The 19,994-nt window shown below is 72.7% G+C and carries 8 protein-coding genes; all 8 read left to right on the top strand.

What is annotated here, in order from left to right; genetic code table 11:
• The first annotated feature begins 79 nt into the window (after positions 1–79).
• Genes QQM39_RS42365 through QQM39_RS42400 form a run of 8 tightly spaced genes read left to right on the top strand, consistent with a single transcriptional unit; the run spans position 80 to position 19,954 of the window.
• Positions 80–1,405, top strand: a complete 1,326-nt coding sequence (locus QQM39_RS42365) for a salicylate synthase (protein ID WP_302002888.1) — start codon at positions 80–82, stop codon at positions 1,403–1,405.
• Positions 1,402–2,697: an enterobactin transporter EntS gene (entS, locus tag QQM39_RS42370; RefSeq protein WP_302002889.1), complete on the top strand. Its 1,296-nt coding sequence runs from the start codon at positions 1,402–1,404 to the stop codon at positions 2,695–2,697. The genes QQM39_RS42365 and entS overlap by 4 nt, the downstream gene beginning before the upstream one ends.
• Positions 2,698–2,740: 43 nt before the next feature.
• A complete protein-coding gene (locus tag QQM39_RS42375; protein ID WP_302002890.1) occupies positions 2,741–3,607 on the top strand; it encodes an alpha/beta fold hydrolase in 867 nt (288 codons plus the stop codon).
• Between the two features lie 33 nt (positions 3,608–3,640).
• Positions 3,641–4,093 (top strand): aspartate 1-decarboxylase, encoded by a 453-nt coding sequence (gene panD / locus QQM39_RS42380; protein WP_302003912.1) that lies wholly within the window; start codon positions 3,641–3,643, stop codon positions 4,091–4,093.
• 3 nt (positions 4,094–4,096) lie between these two features.
• A complete protein-coding gene (locus QQM39_RS42385) occupies positions 4,097–4,315 on the top strand; it encodes an MbtH family protein (protein WP_302002891.1) in 219 nt (72 codons plus the stop codon).
• On the top strand, positions 4,315–7,509 hold the full coding sequence (locus QQM39_RS42390; protein ID WP_302002892.1) for an amino acid adenylation domain-containing protein: 3,195 nt from the start codon (positions 4,315–4,317) through the stop codon (positions 7,507–7,509). Before QQM39_RS42385 ends, QQM39_RS42390 begins: the two co-directional genes overlap by 1 nt.
• Complete coding sequence (locus tag QQM39_RS42395) at positions 7,506–12,107, top strand: non-ribosomal peptide synthetase (protein WP_302002893.1); 4,602 nt, start codon at positions 7,506–7,508, stop codon at positions 12,105–12,107. Before QQM39_RS42390 ends, QQM39_RS42395 begins: the two co-directional genes overlap by 4 nt.
• Positions 12,104–19,954, top strand: a complete 7,851-nt coding sequence (locus tag QQM39_RS42400) for a non-ribosomal peptide synthetase (RefSeq protein ID WP_302002894.1) — start codon at positions 12,104–12,106, stop codon at positions 19,952–19,954. Before QQM39_RS42395 ends, QQM39_RS42400 begins: the two co-directional genes overlap by 4 nt.
• The last annotated feature ends 40 nt before the right edge of the window (positions 19,955–19,994 follow it).

Raw genomic sequence — 19,994 nt, forward strand, 5'->3', positions numbered from 1 at the left:
TCTGGACGGCGCCGCGCTGCGGGGGCTAGGGTCTGTTCTGAATTAGGTTAGGTTAACCTAAGTCCAGGGAGGTAGGTCCTTGCTGCGTTATCGGAGCGCGGAGACGGAACTGCCGGGAGACCCCGTCCAGTTGGCGGCGCAACTGGCGGAGTCGGGCTTGTTCGACCAGTACGTGATCTACGAACAGAACGGCGACCTCTGGTTCGCCGGCGGGGCGCTCGGCGAGATCCAGGTCGACCGCTCCGAGATCCGCCGCCGATGGCTCACCGAACAGACCGCAGCCCCCCTCGGGCCGCATCCACTGCGCCAGGTCCACGAAGAACTGGGCCGGATGGCCGTAGAGGGCTGGAACGCCTACGGCTGGATGGCGTTCGAGTTCTCCCATCTGCACGCCGGCCGCCCCGACCGGACGGGCGAGGACGACCTGCTCCATCTGCTCGTCCCCCACAGCGAAGTGAGGCTCGGTCGGAAACGTGCCCTGATCCGCAGCGCGGACCAGGAGACGCTGGACGCGCTCACCGGGTTGCTCGACCGCGCCGACGCGCCCCGCACCGCCGTACCCCGCCCCATCGACGTGTCGGACGCCGAGGGCCGTTACCCGGACATGGTGGCCCAGGCCATCGAGGAGATACGGACCTCCGACCTGCAGAAGGTCATCCTCTCGCGCTGCGTCGACGTGCCCTTCCCGGTCGACTTCGTCGCCACCTACGTCCACGGCCGCTCGCACAACACCCCGGCCCGCTCCTTCCTGCTGGACCTCGGCGGCCGGCGGGTCACCGGCTTCAGCCCCGAGACCGTCGCCGAGGTCGGCGCGGACGGCGAGGTCGTCACCCAGCCGCTCGCCGGTACCCGCGCCCACGGCTTCGGCGAGCAGGAGGACGAGCGCCTGCGCGCCGAACTCCTCGCCGACCCCAAGGAGATCTCCGAACACGTGCTGTCGGTCAAGCTCGCGGAGGAGGAGATGGCCACCGTCTGCCGGCCGGGCACCGTCTCGGTACGCGACCTGCTCAGCGTCCGCCGGCGCGGCAGTGTGCAGCACCTCGGCTCCAGCGTGCACGGCCTGCTGGCCGAGTCCGCCACCGCCTGGGACGCCCTGCGCGCGGTGTTCCCCGCCGTGACCGCCTCCGGCATCCCCAAGGCTCCCGCCTACGACTGCATCGCCCGGCTGGAGAAGGAGCCCCGCGGCATCTACAGCGGGGCGGTGCTCAGGGCCGGCAGCGACGGATCGCTCGACGCGGCGCTGGTGCTGCGCAGTCTCTTCGAGGAGGGCGGCCGTACCTGGTTGCGGGCCGGTGCCGGCATCCTGGCCGGCTCGACTCCGGCCCGGGAGCTGGAGGAGACCTGCGAGAAGCTCCGCAGCGTCGCCCCGTACGTCGTCCCGGCAGAGGGGCAGGGGCGCGCGTGAGACTGGGAGAAGTGGTCGTCGACGTAGCGCCGTTGCGCTCCAGCAGGGACTTCCGGCTGGTGTTCGCCACCCAGGCGATCTCCATGGTCGGCACGCATCTCACCTCGGTGGCGGCCAGCCTGCAGATCTACACACTGACCGGCTCGTCGGTCCAAGTGGGCCTGATGAGCCTGGTGTTGGGCCTGTCGCTGCTGGTCGGTCTGGTCACGGGCGGTCTGCTCGCCGACCGGGCCGGCCGGCGCAAGGTCATGCTCGTGACCCGGGCCGTGACCGCGGTGGTGATCGCGGGGCTCGCGGTGAACGCGGCGCTGCCCGACCCGCAGGTGTGGTTCGTGTTCGTGGCTGCCGTACTGGCGGGCTTCACCGCCGGGCTGGGCGGTCCGGCCCTCATGGCCGCCACGCCCGCCCTGGTGACACCCGGGCAGCTGGCCGCCGCCGGCGCGCTGACCACCCTCACCGCCCAACTGGGCGGCATGGTCGGGCCGTCGCTGGCGGGCGTGATCGCGGCCGGGCCCGGCATCGCCTGGTGCTTCGCGATCGACGCGGCCATATACGTCGTAGGGCTCGTGCTGCTCGCCCCGCTGCCCAAGCTCGCCCCCGAGGGGCCGGCCGAGGCCCAGCATCCGCTGAAGGCGATGGGGGAGGGGCTGCGCTTCCTGCGCGGCAACCAGGTCGTGGCCGGACTGCTGCTGATCGACGTGTGCGCGGTGGTCTTCGCGATGCCGTACGCGCTCTTCCCCGAACTCGGCACCGAGCACTTCGGCGGCGGTCCGTCCACCGTCGGACTGCTCTACACCGCCCCCGCGGTCGGTTCCTTCTTCGGGGCGCTGACCAGCGGCTGGACCGGCCGGGTGCACCACACCGGGCGGGCACTGATCGGCGCGGTCGCGGTGTGGGGCGTGGCGATCACCTGCTTCGGCCTCAGCCCCGACCTGTGGCTCGCGCTGCTCTTCCTCGCGCTGGCCGGCCTCGGCGACACCGCCTCGGAGATCCTGCGGCGGGCCCTGCTCCAGCACTACACGCCGGACCGGCTCCAGGGCCGCGTCGGCAGTCTGTGGCTCGCCCAGGCCACCGCCGGCCCCTCCGTCGGCAACGTCGAAGCGGGCCTGGTGTCCAGGGCGCTCGGCTCGTCGAGCGGGGCCGTGGTGGTCGGCGGACTGGTCTGTCTGGCGGGCGTGGGGGTCCTGGCGCTCGCGATGCCGGGACTGCGCAAGGCCACGCTCAGCCGACCGCCGGACGCCGACGGGGGCGACCGGGCGGCGACCGCCGAAGCGTCTCCGGCGGCCGACTGAACACTCCCGACTGGCTCACCCTCGTACGACAGGGCGGAGAACGATGCCGACCGCGCGGATCAACGGAATCCGGCTCCATTACGAGGACACCGGCGAGGGCGAGCCGGTGGTCCTGGTGATGGGCCAGGGCGCCGGAGGGCGGGCCTGGCACCTCCACCAGGTGCCGGCCCTGGTCGACGCCGGCTACCGGGTCGTCACCTTCCACAACCGGGGCATTCCACCGACGGACGAGTGCCCGGAAGGCTTCACCATCGACGACCTGGTGGCCGACACGGCGGGCCTGGCCGAACATCTCGGCCTCGCACCGTGCCGGTTCGTAGGCGTCTCCATGGGGGCGTACGTCGTCCAGGAACTGATGCTGGCCAGGCCCCGACTCGTCCGGCAGGGCGTGCTGATGGCCACCCGCGGCCGTACGGACGTCCTGCGCGCCGCGATGGCCGATGCCGAACGCGCCCTGCACGACAGCGGATCGGAGCTGCCGCCCGCCTACGCCGCCTGGATCCGGGCCCTGCAGAACCTGTCCCCGGCCACCCTGGACGACGAGCGGCAGATCCAGGACTGGCTGGAGCTCTTCGAGTTCTCGCCGCAACCCCAAGGGCCGGGCATGCGGGCCCAGTTGGACCTCCAGGTCCCGGAGGGCCGACTGGACGCCTACCGCGCCATTGACGTGCCCTGCCTGGTCGTCGGCTTCGCGGACGACGTCATCCTGCCGCCGTACCTGGGGCGCGAGGTCGCCGACGCCATCCCCGGTGCCGTGTACCAGGAGATCAAGAGCTGCGGGCACTACGGCTATCTGGAGCGGCCGGACGAACTGAACCGGGTGCTCCTGGAGTTCTTCCGCGACCGTTCCTCCGTGCCCGGTTCGTCCCCACCCGTTTCTTCCGCACCCGGCGATGTTGATTTAGGTTAGCCTCGCCTAAGTAATCTCCTCAGGGGGGTCATGGTGCACCGCACCTTGCTGAACGGCAAGATCCACCGAGCCACCGTCACCCAGGCAGATCTGCACTACGTGGGATCCCTGACGATCGACCAGGACCTCATGGAGGCCGCCGACATCGTCGAGGGCGAAGCGGTCCAGGTCGTCGACATCGACAACGGCGCCCGACTCACCACCTACGCCATCACCGGCGAACGCGGCAGCGGCGTCATCGGGATCAACGGCGCCGCCGCCCATCTCGTCCACCCCGGTCACCTGGTGATCATCATGTCCTTCGCCGCGCTCGACGAGTCCGAGCGCGCCGGCCACCGGCCACGGGTCGTCCACGTCGACAAGGCCAACCGGATCGTCGCGCTCGGCGCCGACCCCGCCGAACCGGTACCGGGCGCGGCCGACCAGTTCACCGGAGCCTTCACCCACCCCGCGCCACACCAGGCCGGCGAGCAGGAGAGGAACTGAGCCATGGCCAACCCCTTCGACGACGCCAACGGTGTCTTCCACGTTCTGGTCAACGACGAGGGCCAGTACTCCCTGTGGCCGGACTTCGCGCCCGTACCCGACGGCTGGTCCACCGTGCACGGCCCCGACGGCCGGGCCGCCTGCCTGGAGTACATCGAGCGGCACTGGACGGACATGCGCCCGCGCAGCCTGGCCGAGGCCATGCGCGGGGCCGAGGGCTGATGGCCGGCCGCCCGGCCGTGGAGGACGTCCTCCCCCTGTCACCCATGCAGGAGGGGATGGTCTTCCACGCGCTGTACGACGAGGGCACACGGGACCTCTACACCGGCCAGTTGGTCATCCGGCTCGAAGGGCCGGTGGACGGAGCGCGGATGAGCCTGGCCGTCACGGCGCTGCTCGCCCGGCACGCCAATCTGCGGGCCGCCTTCCGCACCTCGCGGTCGGGGCGCCCGGTCCAGGTGGTGCGCAGCGCGGTCGCCGTCCCCTGGCAGGTCACCGACCTGAGCGCGCTGCCGCCCGAGGAGCGTGAGCAGGCCTTCGACCGAATGCTGGAGGAGGACCGCGACGAGCGGTTCGACCTGTCCCGTCCGCCGCTGCTGAGGTTCCGGCTCGTGACGTTCGGGGAGGGGCACCACCGGCTGCTGATCTCCTCGCACCACCTGCTCTGGGACGGCTGGTCCGCCCCCGTGCTGGTGCGTGAGCTCTTCCAGCTGTACACATCGGGCGGCGACGCCGCGGCCCTGCCCCGCGTGCGGCCCTACCGGGACTACCTGGCGTGGCTGTCCCGCCAGGACCGCGAGGCGGCGCGGGAGGCATGGAGGGCCGCCCTGCACGGACTCGACGAACCGTCACTCATCGCGCCCGAGGCCCGGGACCGCCCCGTCGAGCAGCCCGAACGGCTGGTCCTGGAGCTCTCCGCGGAGGAGACCTCGGCACTGGCAGACGCCGCCCGCGCCCACGGCGTGACCGTCAGTACGGTGCTCCAGGGCCTGTGGGCCGTCCTGCTCGGCAGGCTGACCGGCCGTACGGACGTCGTCCTGGGGGCCACGGTCTCCGGCCGCGACGCGGACGTCCCCGGCGTCGAGACAATGGTCGGCCTCTTCATCAACACCCTGCCCGTACGGGTGCGGTTGAGGCCCGAGGAGCCGCTCGCCGGCCTGCTGACCCGGATGCAGACCGAGCAGGCCGCACTCCTCGACCACCGGCACCTCGGCCTCGCGGAGATCCAGCGCGCCGCCGGGCACACCGCCCTGTTCGACACCTTGCTGGTCTTCGAGAGCTATCCCATCGACGACGACGGCATCGCTCGCGCCTTCGGCCCCGACGGTCCCCGCATGACAGGAGTCTCGGTCCGGGACGCCACGCACTACCCGTTGGCTGTGACCGCGCTGCCGGGCGACCGGATGACGCTGACGTTCAGTCATCAACCCACCGCGCCGTCTCGTGGGACGGTCGGGCGTGTCGCCACCCGACTCCGGTCCCTGCTCAAGGAGTTCACGCAGGACCCCACCCGTCCCGTGGCCCGCCTCTCCACGGACGAGCCCCCCGCACAGCACAGCACCGCCCGCCCCCTGCCGCACCCCACCGTCCGTGCCCTGTACGAGGACCAGGCGGCCCGCACCCCCGACGCCCCCGCCGTCCTGCACGGCGACACCACCCTGACCTTCGCCGAACTCGGCGCCCGCGCCGACCGATTGGCGGCCGCCCTGACCGCCCGGGGCGCGGGACCGGAGTCCGTGGTAGCCGTCGCCCTGCCCCGCCGCCCCGACCTGGTCACCGCACTCCTCGCGGCACTGAAGGCCGGAGCCGCCGTCATGCCGGTCGACCCGGGCTACCCGCCCGACCGCATCGCCCTGATGCTCGACGACGCCGAGCCCCGACTGGTGATCTGCGATCCGCGCACAGCACAACTGCTCGGTATCAAGGAGGAGTTGGTGTGTTCGCCGGACGCGGAGACGGCGTCGGCCGTACAGCAGCGACCGCCGCTGTCTCCCGAACACCCCGCGTACGTCATCTTCACCTCGGGCTCCACCGGCCGCCCCAAGGGCGTGATCGGAACCCAGCGGGCGCTGGCCAACCGGCTCCACTGGGGCCGGGAGCCGGGGGGACGCCGTGCTGGGGACGGCTCACCCGGCGTCCGCGTCTCGAAGAGCCCGCTGAGCTTCATCGACGGCCTGACCGAACTGCTCGGCGCCCTCACGGCGGGCGAGGCGGTGGCACTCGCCGACGACGAGGCGGCCGGCGACCCGACAGCCCTCGCCGCACTGGCCGACCGCCACCGGGCCACTGTGCTCACCGCGGTCCCCAGCCTCTACACCACCCTCGTCGAATCCTCCCCGCCGGACGCCTTCTCCTCCGTCCGCACCTGGATCTCCAGCGGCGAAACCCTCCCCGGCGAACTGGCCGAGGCCGTCACCCGGCGCTGGCCACAGGCACGCCTGGTCAATCTCTACGGCTGCTCCGAGGCGGCCGGCGACAGCCTGGTCCACGTCCACGACGGCGGCGAGGGCCCGGTGCCGCTCGGGCGGCCCATCGCGGGCACCCGCGTCCACGTCCTCGACCCCTTCCTGCGACCGTCCCCCATCGGCGCGGTCGGCGAGCTGTACCTGGCCGGAGACGGACTGGCCCGGGGCTACCTGAACCAACCGGGCCGCACCGCCGAACGCTTCGTCGCCGACCCCTTCGGCCCACCGGGCAGCCGCCTCTACCGCACCGGCGACCTCGCGAGACTGCGGCCCGACGGCACGGTGGAGTTCCTCGGCCGGGCCGACGACCAGGTGAAGATCCGGGGCTACAGGGTCGAGCCCGGCGAGATCGAGGCGGTGATACGGACGCTGCCGGGTGTCGCCCGGGCCGCGGTCGTGGCCAGGGAGGACGGCTCGGCACCGCGACGCCTGGTCGCCTACGTCGTCGCAGACCCCGGGGCCGCCCTCGACCCGCCCGCCCTGCGCCGCACCCTCGCCGAGCGGCTCCCCGGCCACCTCGTCCCGTCGGCGGTGGTGGTCCTGGAGCAGCTGCCGCGCACCCCCAGCGGCAAACTCGACCGACGCGCCCTGCCCGCCCCCGACTTCACGGAGACATCCACCTACGAACCACCCCGCACCGAACCGGAGAAGGTGCTGTGCGGGCTCTTCGCCGAAGTGCTCGACCTGGAACGGGTCGGCGCCCACGACGACTTCTTCGAACGCGGCGGCGACAGCATCGTCTCGGTCCGGCTGGCCGACCGGGCCCGCAGAGCCGGGCTCGCCCTGTCCCCTCGGGACGTGTTCGCCCACCGCACCCCGGCCGCTCTCGCCGGGGCCCTGCCCGCCGAAACCGGCCCCGCGCCCGAGGAGTTCACCCCGACCGGCGCCCCGCTGGTCTCACTCAGCCCGTCGCAGCTCGACAACGTCAAGGCGAGGTGGAGGACTCGATGAGCAAGGCACCCGGGGACGAGGGTTCCCTGGTCGAGGACGTTCTGCCGCTCTCCCCGCTGCAGCAGGGCCTGCTGTTCCACGCCCTGTTCGACGAGGATGCCCAGGACGTCTACACCATGCAGACCCTGGTGGAGATCGAAGGCCCCCTGCGCCCCGCCCTCCTGCGCACCGCCGCCGAGGAACTCTTCGCCCGCCACGCCAACCTGCGCAGCGCCTTCCTCCACGAGGACCTGGACGAACCGGTGCAGGTGGTGCTCAAGCAGGTTCCTGTGAACTGGGCCGAGGCAGACGCCATGGGGGAGGGCGAAGTGGCCCGGCTGGTCGCCGAGGACGCCACCGCCCGCTTCGACCTCACCGACCCGCCACTGCTGCGCCTGACCCTGGTGCGCCGAGCCACCGACCGCTGGCTCCTGATCCTCACCAACCACCACCTCCTGCTGGACGGTTGGTCCATCCCCCTGCTGGTCCGCGAACTGCTCCAGCTCTACGCCGCCCAGCTCGCCCCCGGCACCACCGCACCCCTGCCCGCCGTACGGCCGTACCGGGACTTCCTGGCCTGGCTCGCCTCCCGCGACCGGGAGGCCTCCGCCGCCGCCTGGCGCAGGGCACTGGCCGGGGCCGCGCCGACGGTGTTGTCGCCCTCGGCCGCCGGGCTGGTCCCCGTACCGCCCGAGCTGCACACCCTGCGGCTGACCGAGGAACTGACCGGCCGGGTGCAGGAGTTCGCGAGAAGCCGGGGCGTCACCGTCAACACGGTCGTGCAGGGTCTGTGGGCGCTGCTGCTGGCGCGGCTGACCGGCCGGGACGACGTGGTCTTCGGGGCGACCGTGGCGGGACGGCCCGCCGAACTCACCGGTGCGGAGTCCATGATCGGCCTGTTCATCAACACGGTGCCGGTCCGGGTGACCGTACCGCCGGGCGAGGTGGCCGGTGCCTTCCTGCGCCGCCTTCAGGACGAGCAGTCGAGACTGATGGACCATCAGCACCTGGGCCTCACCGAGATCCAGCGCCTCGCCGGCGCGGGAGACCTCTTCGACACCCTGCTCGTCTTCGAGAACTACCCGATCGACGAGACCGCGGTCGCGGAGGCCGAGGCATCGGCCGGACTACGGATCGCCGAGGTCAAGGGCTCGGGCGCCACGCACTATCCCCTGACCCTGGCCGTGCTGGCCGAGCAACGGCTCGGGATCGTCTTCGAGTTCCGGCCCGACTGCTACGACCGCGCGGGCGTGGAGGAGCTGGCCGGCCGCTTCGAGCGGCTGATGCAGGCCGTACTGGCCGACCCGGACGCCCCCCTGGCCGCGCTCGACGTCCTCGCACCCGAGGAACGGGCCGCGCTGCTGGCGGGCGGGGCGGGGGAGCGGCTGCCGGTGCCGTACCCGACGATGCCGGAGGTGTTCGAGGCGCAGGCGGCTCGTACGCCGGACGCGGTGGCGGTGGTTGGAGACGGGCGGAGTCTGACGTTCGCGGAGTTGAACAGCGCCGCGAACCAACTCGCCAGGCAGCTGGTTGAGTTGGGTGCCGGTCCGGAAGAGATCGTCGCGTTCGCGCTGCCCCCGACACCCGACACCGTGACCGCGCTCCTGGCGATCCAGAAGGCGGGTGCGGCCTATCTGCCACTGGATCCGGCGTGGCCAGAAGAGCGCATCGCGGGAATGTTGGAGGACGCACGCCCGGTGACGCTTGTCACGACGACGACCGCAACGCCCTTCAAGGGGCGCGGGGCTGTGACATATGCGGCTCCGCCGCGTGGGCGCGACCAGCCACACTCAACCCGCAGCCACCATCCGGCCCTGCCACCCCACCGCTTCGTGTTCCTCGACGCCCCCGCCACTCGCGAGCGCCTCGCGCACACCCCTGCCGCCAACCTCACCGACGCCGACCGCCTCTACCCCCTCCTCCCCGAACACCCCGCCTACGTCATCTACACCTCCGGCTCCACCGGCCGCCCCAAAGCCGTGGCCATCCCCCAACGAGCCATCGTCAACCTCTTCACCGCCCACAACACCGCCCTGCACAAACCCGCCGCCGCGGCGGTCGGTGGACGGCCGTTGCGGATCGGCCACGCCTGGCCCATCGCCTTCGACGCCTCCTGGCAACCCATGCTCTGGATGTTCGCCGGCCACGAGCTCCACATGGTGCCCGAGGACGTCCGCCGAGACCCCGCAGCCCTCCGGGACTTCCTCGCCCGCCACGGCATCGAGTTCATCGAACTGTCCCCCTCCCTGCTCGCCGAGCTGGTAGCCCAAGCTGCCGACTGGCAGGCGGACTTGAAGGTGCTCGGCGTCGGCGGCGAGGCCGTACCCCCGGACCTGTGGCGCGCTCTGCGGGAGACAGCCGGGCTGGCCGCCCACAACCTCTACGGCCCCACCGAATGCACCGTCGACTCGGCAGACTGCGACCTCGCCCTCAGCGAGCGTCCCGCGATCGGCCGCCCCGTGGCGGGCGGCACCCTGTACATCCTGGACGGACACCTCAACCCCGTCCCCGTCGGCGTCGAGGGCGAGCTGTACGTGGCGGGCGCCGGCCTGGCGCGGGGCTACCTCGGCCAACCGGCCGCCACCGCGGCCCGCTTTGTCGCCGACCCCTTCTCCGACAGCCCTGGCGCACGCATGTACCGCACCGGCGACATCGCCCGCTGGACCGCAGACGGCCTGGTGGAGTGCCTGGGCCGGGTCGACGACCAGGTCAAGATCAGGGGCTACCGGATCGAACCCGGCGAGATAGAGGCGGTGCTGCTGGAACACGAGCTGGTCGAACGGGCAGCGGTCGTCGTCCGCGAGGACACGCCCGGCGTACGGCGCCTGGTCGCCTACGTCATCCTGTCCGCGCCGCCGTCCGTGCCGCCGTCCCCGCCGCCGGTCCCGGGACCGTCCCCGTCCCCGACCGAGGACCCGGCGGAGCTGCTGCGCCGCGCCGTGGCGGCCGTTCTGCCCGACTACATGGTGCCGTCGGCGTTCGTCCCGGTGGACGGCTTCCCACTCACCCTCAACGGCAAGCTGGACACCGCCGCCCTCCCCGCACCCTCCCGCTCCGCCGGGCCGGCCGCGCAGCCGCCCCGGAACCCGGTCGAGGAGCGGCTCGCCACCCTGTTCGCCGAGGTGCTGGGGCTGGACACGGTCGGCGTGCACGACAGCTTCTTCGCGCTCGGCGGCGACAGCATCGTGTCCATGCGGCTGGTCAGCCAGGCGCGGGCGGCGGGGCTCGCGATCTCGCCGCGTGACGTGTTCGAGCGGCCCACGATCGCGGAACTCGCCGAACGCGTGGCCACCGCCGAGCGCCGCACGAGCGACCCCGACGCGGGAAGGGGCGACATACCCCTCACCCCCGTCCTGACCTGGCTCACCGAACAGAACGCTCCCTTCCGTGCCCTCAGCCAGGCCCGCTTCCTGCGCACCCCGGCCGAGATGGACCTCGACGGCCTGCACCGCACCGTCCAGTCCGTCCTGGACCACCACGACCTGTTGCGCTCCACCTTCGCCCGGGCAGCGGACGGGTCCTGGCGCTTCCACGCCGCACCCGCGGGCACGACCCGCGCCGCCGACTGCGTACGCCGGATCGACGCCGAGCGCCTGGATCACACGGCGATCGGCACACTCGTCCCGGAGGCGATGGACGAGCTGGTCGCCGAGCTCGACCCGGCCGCCGGGGCGATGGCGCGGTTCCTGTGGTTCGACGCCGGCGGCGGTCGTGAGGGCCGCCTCCTGGTCGTGCTGCACCACCTGGTGACCGATGCCGCGTCCTGGGGCGTGCTCGTCGCCGACCTGGCCGCCGCCTGGGAGGGCAGGGATCTGTCACCCGTCGGCACCTCCTTCCGGGAGTGGGCGCGGGAGCTTCGGGAGTTGGCCCCTGGCCGCTCGCCCGAACTCGCCTTCTGGAAGGGCGTGCTGGACCGACCCGAACCGCCCCTCGGCGCCGGCCCCCTGGACCCCGCCCAGGACACCAGGTCCACCATCCGCAGGCACTGGACCACCCTGGGGCCCGACATCACCGAACCCCTGACCACCGCCTCCGTCCAGGAGGTGCTGCTCACCGCGCTGGCACTCGCCGTACCGGCCTGGCGCGGCGCACCCGACCGCTCCGTGCTGATCGCCCTGGAGGGCCACGGCCGCGAGGAGCACCTTGTGCCGGGCGCCGACCTGTCCAGCACCCTTGGCTGGTTCACCAGCGTCTTCCCGGTCCGGCTCGACCCCGGCACCACGGACCACGTACAGCGCGTCCGCGACCAGCTGGCCGACCTGCCCGACAAGGGCATCGGCTACGGTCTGCTGCGCCACCTCGCCCCGGAGACCGCCGAGCAGCTCGCCCAACTGCCCGAGCCGCAGATCCAGTTCAACTACCTGGGCCGGATGGGGACAGGTGAGCGGCGGGGGACCGCCGTGTTCACCAGCGCACCCGAGACCGGTGCCATGGGCAGTGGCGCCGACCCCGAGATGCCCGCCCCCTACGCCCTCGTCGTCGACGCGGTGATCACCGGAGCGGAACTCTCGGTGTGCTGGCAGTGGCCGCAGCGGCTCTTCACCGAGACCGAGATCCACCGGCTGGCCGCGCTCTGGACCACGTCCCTCGAACTGCTCCTGAAAGGCGGAGACCAGTGACGGAGACCCCCACCGCCGACCTCGCCGCACGCAAGCGCGAACTCCTGCGCCGCCGGCTGGAGAACGCCGGTCTGGCCGACGCCGGGGCGCGCTCCGAGCGGATCCCACGGCGCCCGGCGGACACGGCCCGGCTGCCGCTGTCGTACGCCCAGTCCCGGATGTGGCTGCTCCAGCAGCTCGACCCGGCCGGCCCCGCCTACAACGTCTGCCTCGCCATCCGCCTGCGCGGCCCTTTGGACCCGGCCGCCCTGCGCACGGCCTTACAGGGTCTGATCGACCGGCACGAGGTGCTGCGCACCCGCTACCCGGCCGCCGGGGACGGCACCCCGGAGCAGCTCGTGGACGCCGGGGCGGAGGTGGAGTTCGCCACGGCGGACCTGCGGGGGGCGCCCGAGCGGGAACGGGACCGCCGGGTGGCGGAACTGGCCCGGACCGCCTCGGCGACCCCCTTCGACCTGGCCTCCGACCACCCGTTGCGTGCGCTGCTGATCCAGCGCGCGGAGCGGGACCACACCCTCGTCCTGACGGTCCATCACATAGCTTGGGACGGAGGGACCTTCAACGCGCTCTCCCGCGACCTGAGCGCCCTCTACCGGGCGGCGGTCACCGGCGAGCCCGCGCTGCTCGAACAACTTCCCCTCCAATACGGCGACTTCGCGCACTGGCAGCGCACCACCTGGACCGACGAGCGACTGGCCGAACACCTCGACCACTGGCGCACCGTCCTGGTCCCCCCGCCCCGCCCCCTCGCCCTGCCCACCGACGCCCCGCGCACCGCCCGTCCCACCGCGCAGGGCGACCGCCGCTTCCACACCTTCACCCCCGACGTCACCGACCGCCTCACCGGCTTCGCCCGCAACGCCGGCGCGACCCCCTTCATGGTGCTGTTCGCGGGACTGGCGGCCCTGCTGCACCGCATCACCGGCGCCACCGACATCCCCATCGGCTCGGCCGTCATGAACCGCGACCTCCCCGGCCTCGAGAAGCTGATCGGCAACTTCGGCAACACCCTCGCCCTGCGCGCCGACGTCGGCGGCGACCCCGGCTTCGCCGAACTGGTCGAGCGGGCACGGCAGTTGTGCACGGACGGATACGCCCACCAGGACATGCCCTTCGACAAACTGGTGGAGCAGCTGAAGCCGGAACGGCAGCCGGGCCGCTCCGTCTACTTCGACGTCATGCTCCTCTTCCTCACCCAGGGACTCGAAGGACCGCAGCTGCCCGGTGTGACCGCCGAATGGGAGACCGTCCACAACGACACCACCCAGTTCGACCTGTCCCTGGAGGCGTTCCTCACCGGCGGCCGCCTGCGGATCGAGGCGACCTACCGCAGCGGCCTGTTCACCCCCGGCACCGTCGACCGGCTGCTCCAGCACCTGGAGACGCTGCTCGCCGCAGCCCTCACCGAGCCGGAACTCGCGCTGTCCCGGCTGCCGTTGATGACCGAGATCGAGCAGCACCGGGTCCTGGAGGAGTGGAACGCCACCGGCCACCCCGTCCCCGCCACCCACCTCACCGACCTCCTCGCCCGGCAGGCCGCCCGCACCCCCGAAGCGCCCGCCCTCACCGCCGACGACGGCCGGCCCGGCCTCGACTACGCCGCCCTGCACAGCCGCGCCAACCGACTCGCCCGGCTGCTGATCTCCCACGGTGTGGGTCCCGAGCACCTGGTGGGGGTGGCCCTGGACCGCGGAACCGACCTGGTGGTGGCGCTGCTCGCGGTGCTCAAGGCGGGTGCCGCCTACGTCCCGCTGGACACCGGCTACCCGGCCGAGCGGCTGGCGTTCATGGTGGAGGACGCCGAGCCGACGCTCGTGCTTGCGGCCTCGGACACGGCCCGGCTCCTGCCGCCCGGGGTGCCACTGCTCCTGCTCGACACGGACACCACCGCCTTCGATACCGCCGAAATCACCGACGGCGACCGACTTCAGCCCCTCCGCCCCGACCATCCCGCCTACGTCATCTACACCTCCGGCTCCACGGGCCGCCCCAAGGGGGTCGTCGTCCCGCACGCCGGGATCGCCAACCGTCTGCTGTGGATGCAGGAGGCGTACGAACTCGGCCCGGCCGACCGGGTGTTGCAGAAGACTCCCACCAGTTTCGACGTCTCCGTCTGGGAGTTCTTCTGGCCGCTGATCACCGGGGCCGAGCTCGTGCTCGCCCGTCCCGGCGGTCACCGCGACCCCGGCTATCTCGCCGAGCTGATCCGGGATCGACGGGTCACGACCGCGCACTTCGTCCCCTCGATGCTGCGCGTCTTCCTCGACGACCCGGCTGCCGAGCAGGCGCGCGGGGTGATCCGCCGACTGGTGTGCAGCGGCGAAGCCCTGCCCACCGAACTCGCCGACCGGTGCGCCGAGTTGCTGCCCGGAACCGAGCTGCACAACCTGTACGGCCCCACCGAGGCCGCAGTCGACGTCACCGCCTGGCCCTGCGCCGAGGGCACGGTGTCCGCCGCCGGTGCCGTGCCGATCGGCCGCCCGGTGTGGAACACCCGCACCCTGGTCCTGGACGCGTCCCTGCGCCCGGTACCGCCGGGCGTCCCCGGCGAGCTCCACCTGGGCGGCGCCCAGCTGGCCCGTGGCTACCTCCGCCGCCCCGCGCTGACCGCCGACCGCTTCGTCGCCGACCCCTACGGTCCGCCCGGCGCCCGCCTCTACCGCACCGGAGACCTGGTCCGCTGGAGCGCGCAGGGAACGCTGGAGTTCCTCGGCCGGTCGGACGATCAGGTGAAGATCCGCGGCTTCCGCGTCGAGCCGGGCGAGACCGAGGCCGCCGTGGCGGCACTGCCCGGCGTCTCCCAGGCAGCGGTGACCGTACGTCAGGACCGGCTGGGCGAGCCGAGGTTGGTCGCGTACGCCGTACCCCACCCCGGGACCTCGCTGGAACCGTTGCGGGTCAGGCAGGACCTCAAGGCGACGCTCCCGGAACACCTGCTGCCCTCCGCCGTCGTGATCCTCGACGACCTGCCGCTGACCCCCAACGGCAAACTCGACCGCGCGGCCCTGCCCGCCCCCGACCTCTCCGGCCTCACCACCGCCACCGCCCCCCGCAGCGAAGCGGAGGCGACGCTCTGCGCCCTCTTCGCGGACCTGCTCGGGCTGCCCTCCGTCGGCATCCACGACGAGTTCTTCGCCCTCGGCGGCCACTCCGTGCTCGCCACCCGACTGGTCGCCCGCATCCGGGCCGAGCTCGGGGCCGCCGTCCCGCTGCGGGCGGTCTTCGACACCCCGACCGTGGCCGCGCTCGCCCCGCTCCTTCAGACCCCGGCCGCCGAGCGGCGCCCCGCGCTGCTGCCCGCCCGGCGCCCCGACCCGGTGCCGCTGTCCTCCGCGCAGGCGCGGCTGTGGTTCCTGTACCGGCTGGAGGGGCCCAGCCCGACGTACAACATCCACACCGCCGTACGCCTCACCGGACCGCTCGACACCGACGCCCTGCGAGCCGCTCTGCACGACGTCGTGGACCGCCACGAGGCGCTGCGCACGGTCTTCCCGGACGACGACGGCACCCCTTACCAGCGGGTGCTGACGGACGCGGCCGTGCCCTTCGAGGTGGTGCCGGCCCGGTCCGGGGAACTCGACGCGCTGCTGAGCGGGGCCGCCGCCCACTCCTTCGCGCTGGACGCCGAGATCCCCGTACGCGCCACGCTGTACGCCCTCGCCCCCGACGAGCACGTCCTGCTCCTGCTCGTCCACCACATCGCCACCGACGGCTGGTCGGCGGAGCCACTGCTGCGGGACCTGGAGACGGCCTACGCGACCAGGGCGCGGGGCGGTCGCCCCACGTGGCCGCCGCTCGCCGTACAGTACGCCGACTACACGTTGTGGCAGCGGCAGTTGCTGGAAGACGGTGGCCTGGCCGAGGCGGAACTGGATTACTGGGCGCGGCAGTTGGAGGGGGTGCCCGAGGAGCTCCAGCTGCCCGTCGACCGGCCGCGCCCGGCCGTCGCCGGATACCGGGCCGGTGCCGTGGACTTCGCCCTCGACGCGGAGGTCCACCGCGCGCTGCGGGACCTGGCCGCGGAGGCCGGCGGCACCGTCTTCATGGCGCTCCAAGCCGCCCTCGCCGTCCTGCTCGCCCGCCTGGGCGCCGGGGACGACATCCCCCTCGGCACCCCGGTCGCCGGACGGGGCGACGCGGCCCTCGACGACCTGGTGGGTCTCTTCGTCAACACCCTGGTGCTGCGCACCGACGTCTCCGGCGACCCGACGTTCCGTACGCTGCTCGCCCGGGTGCGCGAGACCGACGTGGACGCCTACGCCCATCAGGACCTGCCGTTCGAGCGGCTCGTGGACGCGCTCGCCCCGGCCCGCTCGATGGGCCGCCATCCGCTGTTCCAGGTGATGCTCGCCCACCAGCAAGCCCCCGACGCGGCAAGGGACTTCGCGGGGCTGACGCTCAGCGAGCTGCGCGTCGACTTCCACACCGCGAAGACCGACCTCGCCTTCCATGTCTTCGAGCGGAGGGAAGGCGACGGCGTCACCGGCGCACTCGTCTACAGCAGCGACCTGTACGACCACGAATCCGCGCAGGATCTGGTGGAGCGGTTCGTCAGGCTGGTCGGCGAGCTGGCCCGGCAGCCGGATCTGCCGGTCGCCCTGGCCGACCTCCTCACCCCCCGTGAGCGTTCCCTGATGCTGGGGGAGTGGAACGACACCGCACACCCCATGCCCGCCACCACCCTGACCGCACTGGTCGAGGAACAGGCGGCGAAGACCCCTGACCTCCCCGCCGTCGAGTACGGCATCGAGGGCGGCCTGAAGCTGACCTACGCCGAGCTCAACGCCCGCGCCAACGCCCTTGCCCGCCAGCTGACTTCGCTCGGAGTCGGACCGGAGCGCCGCGTCGGCATCCATCTGGAACGCTCGGTGGAGATGGTCGTAGCACTGCTCGCCGTGCTGAAGGCCGGCGGGGCGTTCGTCCCGCTGGAGCCGTCCTGGCCGGCGCGCCGGATCGCCGAGGTGTGCCAAAGCGCGGCCCTCACGGCGGTGCTGGGGAAGCCGGGGCACGGAGGGGTACTCGGTGACGACGCCCCACCGTTCATGGAAGTGCGCCTGGAGGGACCGGAGCAGCCGGACAACCCCAACGTCCCCGTCGATCCCGAAGGCCTCGCCTACGTCATCTACACCTCCGGCTCCACCGGCGTCCCCAAGGGCGCCATGATCCGACACCGGGCCATCGCACACCGGCTGCTGTGGCAGCGCGGCCTGCTCGGCTTCGGCACCGAGGACGCGGCCCTGTTCAAGGCGCCGCTCGGCTTCGACATCTCCATCAACGAGATCTTCCTGCCGCTGGTGAACGGCGGCCGCGTGGTGATCGCCGAACCGGGTGGCGAACGCGACGTGGACTATCTGCTCGACACCGTCGAACGGCACCGGGTCACCTTCACCTACCTCGTCTCCTCGATGCTCGACCTGCTCCTGGAGCTGGACGGCTTCGCCCGGCGGGCCCGCTCCCTCAGGCACGTGTGGTGCGGCGGCGAGGTGCTCACCCCGGAGCTGTTCGCCCGCTTCCGCGCCGCGAGCCCGGCCGTGATGTACCACGGGTACGGGCCGGCCGAGGCCACCATCGGCGTCAGCCACGTCGTCTACCGCACGGGCGCCATCCGCAGCGCCGTCTCCATCGGGCGGCCCAACGGCAACACCCGGCTCCACGTCCTCGACGACCGGCTCCAGCCGGTGCCGGTCGGGGTGCCGGGCGAGCTGTACGCCGGGGGCGTCTATCTCGGCCGCGGCTATGTGAACGACCCCTGCCGCACCGCCGACCACTGGGTGGCCGACCCGTTCGGCCCGCCCGGCGAACGGCTCTACCGCACCGGCGACCTGGTGAGGTGGCAGCGCGACGGCACCCTGGAGTTCCTCGGCCGGGCCGACAACCAGGTGAAGATCCGCGGTATGCGCGTCGAGCTGGAGGAGATCGAGGCGATCCTCGAACAGCACCCGGGCGTGCGGCGCGGGGTCGTGGTGATCCGGGAGGACGCCCCGGGCGTCAAGCAGCTCGCCGGCTACTACCTGGCCGCCCACGAACTCGGCGACCTGCACGGCTGGCTCCGCGAACGGCTGCCCGAACACATGGTGCCGCGCACGCTCACCGCCCTCGACGCCTTCCCGCTGCTGCCGTCCGGCAAGGTCGACCGCGGCTCCCTGCCCGCGCCCGCGAGCACGACCTCCGCCGCACCGACACGGGAGCCCGCGGACGAACGCGAGCGGCGGCTCTGCGAGTTGTTCGCCTCCGTCCTCGGGCCGGCACGCGTCGGCGTCGACGACAACTTCTTCGAGCTCGGCGGCGACAGCATCGTCTCCATCCGGCTGGTGACCCTGGCCCGCAAGGCCGGTATCGCCCTCAGCCCCCGGCATGTCTTCCAGACGCCGACCCCGGCCGGACTGGCCGCGGCGGCCGGTGCATCCGTCGAGCGCATCGGGGCCGAGGTCACCGACGAACCCGTCGGGGAGATGGAGCTGACCCCGATCATGCGGGCGACGGCAGGACCCGACGGCTCCTACGACGGTCTCGCCCAGGCGGTCCTGCTCGTGACCCCGCCGGACCTCACGTACGACACCGCCGTCGACGTACTCCAAGCGCTGCTCGACCGCCACGACATGCTCCGCGCCCGGGTGACGAACCGGCTGGTGGTGCCCGCCGAAGGAGCGGTGCGTGCGGGCGAACTGCTGAGTGAGGTGCGGGACGCCGCGCTCGACGACGAGCTGGCCGCCGCCGTGACCCGGCTCGACCCGGCGGCCGGGCGCATGCTCCAGGCCGTCTGGTTCACCGACTCCGCCCGGCTGCTGCTCGTGGCCCACCACCTGGTCGTCGACGGAGTGTCCTGGCGGATCATCACGTCCGACCTGGCGGAGGCATGGCGGTCGGGACGAGCCCTCCCACGCTCCGGAACCTCCTTCCGCACCTGGAGCAGGCTGCTGGCCGAGGAGGCGCGCAAGCCCGAGCGGATGCGGGAACTCGCCCGGTGGACCGGGGAGTTGGACGGCGCCCGCCCCTTCCTGGAGCGTGACCTCGGCATCGCGGGGAGCGTGCGTGAACACACCCTCGTCCTCCCGGACGACGTCACGGCCCCCCTCCTGACATCCGTGCCCACCGCCTATCACGCCGCCGTCCCCGACGTCCTGCTCACCGCCCTCGCCCTCGCCGCAGCGGCCTGGCGGGAGCGGCGCGGCGACCTGACCGGCCGCTCGCTGCTCGTCGGCGTGGAGGGGCACGGGCGCGAGGAGGACATCGCCGAGGGCGTCGATCTGTCGGCCACGGTGGGCTGGTTCACCACGGTCCACCCCGTCGGCATCGACCCCGGCCCGCTGGACCTCGACGCGGCGCTGTCCGGCGGGCCCGCCGCGGGCACGGCACTCAAGCGGATCAAGGAGCAGCTGCGCGCCGTACCGGACCACGGCCTCGGATACGGCCTCCTGCGCCACCTCAACCCGGACACCGCGCCGGCCCTGGAGAAACTGCCGCAGCCGCAGATCCTCTTCAACTACCTCGGCCGTTTCACGGCGTCCGGTACGGCGGAGGAACCCTGGGAGCTGGCCCCCGAGGCCCCCATGCTGCGAGTGCCGCCCGACCGGGGGCGGCCCCCGGCCTTCGGCCTGGAGATCAACGCCGTGGCTGTGGAGGAGGCGGGAGGCGTCCGGCTGCAAGTCTCCGCGTCCTGGCCGGACGGCTTCCTGACCGAGTCCGAGGCGGGCGAGCTGCTCGCCCTCTGGGAGCGCGCCCTGCACGGCCTCGCCCGGCACGCCGAGGACGCCCCGGCGGGCGGCCTCACCCCGTCGGACCTGCCCCTGGTCGAACTGACCCAGGAGGACATCGACGACTTCGAGAACGACCTCGACGATTTCTGATCCCACAGACGACTCCTGAGCCACCACGGACGACTTCTGA

The sequence above is a fragment of the Streptomyces sp. DT2A-34 genome (assembly GCF_030499515.1).
Taxonomy (GTDB): domain Bacteria; phylum Actinomycetota; class Actinomycetes; order Streptomycetales; family Streptomycetaceae; genus Streptomyces.

Excerpts from the sequence above, each read along its gene's own strand:
- QQM39_RS42375 (WP_302002890.1), top strand. The coding sequence starts at position 2,741 with ATGCCGACCGCGCGGATCAACGGAATCCGGCTCCATTACGAGGACACC.
- QQM39_RS42385 (WP_302002891.1), top strand. The coding sequence starts at position 4,097 with ATGGCCAACCCCTTCGACGACGCCAACGGTGTCTTCCACGTTCTGGTC.
- QQM39_RS42390 (WP_302002892.1), top strand. The coding sequence starts at position 4,315 with ATGGCCGGCCGCCCGGCCGTGGAGGACGTCCTCCCCCTGTCACCCATG.
- QQM39_RS42395 (WP_302002893.1), top strand. The coding sequence starts at position 7,506 with ATGAGCAAGGCACCCGGGGACGAGGGTTCCCTGGTCGAGGACGTTCTG.